Genomic DNA, 3,396 nt, shown 5'->3' with positions numbered 1-3,396 from the left:
GAGCGGATGGCGCGCGACGAGTACTACATGCGGCTCGCGATGGCCGTGCGCGAGCGGGCCAGTTGCCTCGGCAGCCGCGTCGGGGCGGTGCTGGTGCTCCAGGACCGGGTCATCGCCACCGGCTACAACGGCACGCCGATGGGGATGAAGAACTGCGACGAGGGTGGCTGCGACCGCTGTGCGCACCCGGAGCGGTATCCAGCGGGTCAGGGATATGACGCGTGCATCTGCGTCCATGCCGAGCAGAACCTGCTCCTGACCGCGGCTCGCTTCGGCATCGCCGTCCGCGGAGCGGTGGTCTACACCACCATGCAGCCCTGCTTCGGCTGCCTCAAGGAGCTGCTGCAGGCCGAGATCGAGGCGGTCTACTACCTCCACCCGTGGCAACCCCCGGACCACCTCCAGGAGCAATACGAGCGCATCCAAAAGGCCATTCCCCACGGCATCCGGCAGGTGAACATCCCTGACGAACGCGCCGCCTGGGCCATGCCGCGGCGCGTCACAGCCGAGACAGGCCACGCAGCGCCGCCGGTCGCCGACGCCGAGTGACACGAGAGCGCGCACCAACGAGGCTGGCCGTGACTCCCGACATCATGTGCGTGGATCGCAGCCAGGCCGGCAGATAGGTGCGCCACGAGATGCTCCCGACAACGCCCCCGAGAACTCCGCGGTCGCGTGCCGGCCGCCGTGCCACGGCGCGGCGTTAGGCGCCGGATGCGCTCGTCCCGCCCTCTGGCGGCCAGGGCCACTCGCCGTCCAGGTTGGGCGCGATGCGCTCTTGAACTTTGGCAACGTCGACCTCGTGGAGACTGGAATCGCTGCGCAGCGCAAGATCGACGCACTCGGCCGCAGCCACCGCCGTGGCCATGCAGGGCCCCATCACCCGTACGCTGGAGAGCGCCCACGGGTCGGCGTCGATGCAGCGCCCGGTGGCGATGAGGTTGTCCGCCTCGGCGTGGAGGAGGGAGCGGAGTGGGATGTAGTGGACGTGGTCATCCGGGAAGGGCTCCCACCGGTAGCCGGCCGCCGTGTCGTGGAGCTCAATCGGCCAGGCCACGCGGGCGATCGCGTCGGGGAAGCGCACCCCTGCGTTCACCTCGTCGACGGTGAGCATGTGCATGCCCACGATCGACCGGGTCTGGCGGATGCCGGGGTGGCCGAGGCTGCGCACGTGGGCGCGACCAAAGACCTCGGGGTACTCGGCCTTGAGCAGCGCGATGGCTCGCTCAACCTGCTCGCGACCCTCGAGGCCGTGCCGCCAGAATGCCACCGGTTCGAGCGGTGTCTCAACGTGCGTGACGTTGAGGATGGCAACCTGGCGGGAGGGGAGCAGGAAGATCACTCCCTGGCGGCGTTGGAGACCGTATGCCTCACCCCGCTCACGGATGAGCTCCTCAGCGTGCTGGACGACCGCGCGCGTCTGCGCCGGGTCGCCGCAGGCCACGTTTTCGAGCACGCACATCTGGGTGCCGTGGATGGTCATGGTGGGCTCGCGGCAGGCGAGGCCCGCGGTCCACGCCAGCGCGGCGTCCCCCGACGCATCGACGAAGGCGCGCGCGGTGATGCGGCAGGCGCCGAACCGCGTGGCCACGTCGATGCCCCGGATGCGCCTGCCGTCCACGTCGGCACGGGTCACCACGCCACCGAGGATGATCTGCACGTCACCCTCGCGCAGCATCTGCTCGAAGATGCGCATGGCCGTGACCTCGTCGTAGACCACGGTGTTGGTGCGCGCCCGCCGCGAGTACTGGATGAAGCAGGCGTCCTCCCGCGCCAGGGCATCGAGCACCTCGGAGGCCAACACCGGAGAGAGCAGGAACGGGCTCGGCCCCGACGAGAAGAGACCGGCGATGGTGCCGATCGGCACACCGACGGCCTGCCCACCGATCCAGGTGCAGGCGTCAACGAGGGCGACGCGGTGCCCGCGCCGCGCCAGCATGATCGCGGCGGTTGTACCGCTGATCCCCGCGCCGACGACGCAGACATCCGCCTGGACGGTCAGGCCCGGTGTGTCGCCGCGCCGTACGGTGCGCACGGCAGACAGGCTATCGGTCATGTCATCTCCCTGTCGCATCAGCCGGCCCTCGGACACGGTCGAGGGCCAGCCGCGAGCCCGCCGAACGCCGGGATTCGGCCCCAGCAGCGACGAGGATCAGTTCGTCGCTGCAGTGGCTGCCGTCGCCGCCACCGGGCCGACGACGCGCAGGAAGCCCGGCTCGCCCACGAGGAGCACCTCCGTGCGCTCTTGCAGCTCGGCGGGCGTGTAGAGTTCGAGCGCGACTTCTTCCCAAAGCCGGACCCGCGCGCGCCACCCCCAGCGACCGGAGAACGCAACCCGCTCCACGAACGCGGGGAGCGCTGCCTCGGGCGGATCATCCGACGGGTTCCTCGGCCGCCACACGTGCAGTTTCCCCGCGTCGAGCGCGATTTCGACCGGCCCCTCAGGGAGCGCGTCGGGCGCCGCGCACGGCACGCGGGAGCCATTGATCTCCAGCGCCGCCTGGCCGCCGTCGCGGACCAGTTCCCCTTGAAGGACTTTCAGCCCGAGGAAGTGGGCGACGGCGGCGTGTTGCGGGGCGTCGTAGATCTGTTTGGCCGACCCGACCTGGAGGATCTGACCCGCGTTCATCACCGCGATGCGATCCGAGATGGCGAACGCCTCCTCCTGATCGTGCGTCACGTAGAGCGTCGTGATCTGGAGTTCCTGTTGCAACCGCCGGATCTCATCGCGGACTTCCCGGCGCAGGTCGGCATCTAGGTTGGAGAGCGGCTCGTCCATGAGCAGCAGCTTCGGGTGGGAGACGATGGCACGCGCGATCGCGACGCGTTGCTGCTGTCCGCCGCTCAACGCCGTCACCGGTCGAGCGCTGAGGTGGGCAAGGCCGACCATGCGCAGCGCCCAGTCCACCTGCTCCGGGATCTTGGCCTTGTCCCACCTGCGCGCCTTGAGCGGGAACGCCACGTTCTCGTAGACCGTCATGTGCGGCCAGAGGGCGTACGACTGGAAGACGAAGCCGACGTCGCGCGCCTCCGGCGGGAGGAACACCCCGTCGGCGTCGCTCACCACCTGGTCACCGATCCAGACGCGGCCGCTGGCGGGGCGTTCGAGGCCGGCGAGCACCCGTAAGAAGGTCGTCTTGCCACAGCCGCTCGGACCGAGGAGGGCGAAGAACTCCCCGTCCTCCACGTCGAGATCGACGGGCTGCAAGATGGTGACGTTCCCGATCCGAACCGTTAGTCCGCGAACGCCTACGCGCATGCTCGCTCCTGTCGCAAGGTCGTTCCGACCCGGTCAGTCGGCCCTACCCCTTTCGCTGGTAGCGCTCCGGGTAGCGGTTGAACTCCACGATCGTCGTCAGCTCGTGCAGGCTCTCAATCTCATAGTCCGCCGGCATC

3 protein-coding genes are annotated in these 3,396 nt (G+C 69.4%); 1 reads left to right on the top strand and 2 read right to left on the bottom strand.

All coding sequences use genetic code 11. The annotated features are described in order from the left end of the window. Positions 1 to 549: dCMP deaminase family protein (locus IRZ30_RS16555; RefSeq protein WP_294086757.1), on the top strand; the 549-nt coding region annotated here is incomplete at its 5' end. Positions 550 to 703: 154 nt separating this feature from the next. On the opposite strand, the gene IRZ30_RS16550 is transcribed toward IRZ30_RS16555, so the two are convergent. Both IRZ30_RS16550 and IRZ30_RS16545 read right to left on the bottom strand, forming a co-directional pair. Continuing rightward, positions 704 to 2,056 (bottom strand): FAD-dependent oxidoreductase, encoded by a 1,353-nt coding sequence (locus tag IRZ30_RS16550; RefSeq protein ID WP_294086756.1) that lies wholly within the window; start codon positions 2,054 to 2,056, stop codon positions 704 to 706. A gap of 96 nt (positions 2,057 to 2,152) precedes the next feature. Further along, entirely contained in the window at positions 2,153 to 3,259 is a 1,107-nt protein-coding gene (locus tag IRZ30_RS16545; RefSeq protein WP_294086755.1) for an ABC transporter ATP-binding protein, read from the bottom strand. Between the last annotated feature and the right edge of the window lie 137 nt (positions 3,260 to 3,396).

The organism is Sphaerobacter sp. (assembly GCF_019683595.1).
GTDB lineage: Bacteria > Chloroflexota > Chloroflexia > Thermomicrobiales > Thermomicrobiaceae > Sphaerobacter.
This window is presented reverse-complemented; position numbering and strand designations above follow the sequence as displayed.

Bases quoted from the DNA above. Each gene is read 5' to 3' on its own strand.
- IRZ30_RS16550 (WP_294086756.1), bottom strand. From the start codon at position 2,056: ATGACCGATAGCCTGTCTGCCGTGCGCACCGTACGGCGCGGCGACACA.
- IRZ30_RS16545 (WP_294086755.1), bottom strand. From the start codon at position 3,259: ATGCGCGTAGGCGTTCGCGGACTAACGGTTCGGATCGGGAACGTCACC.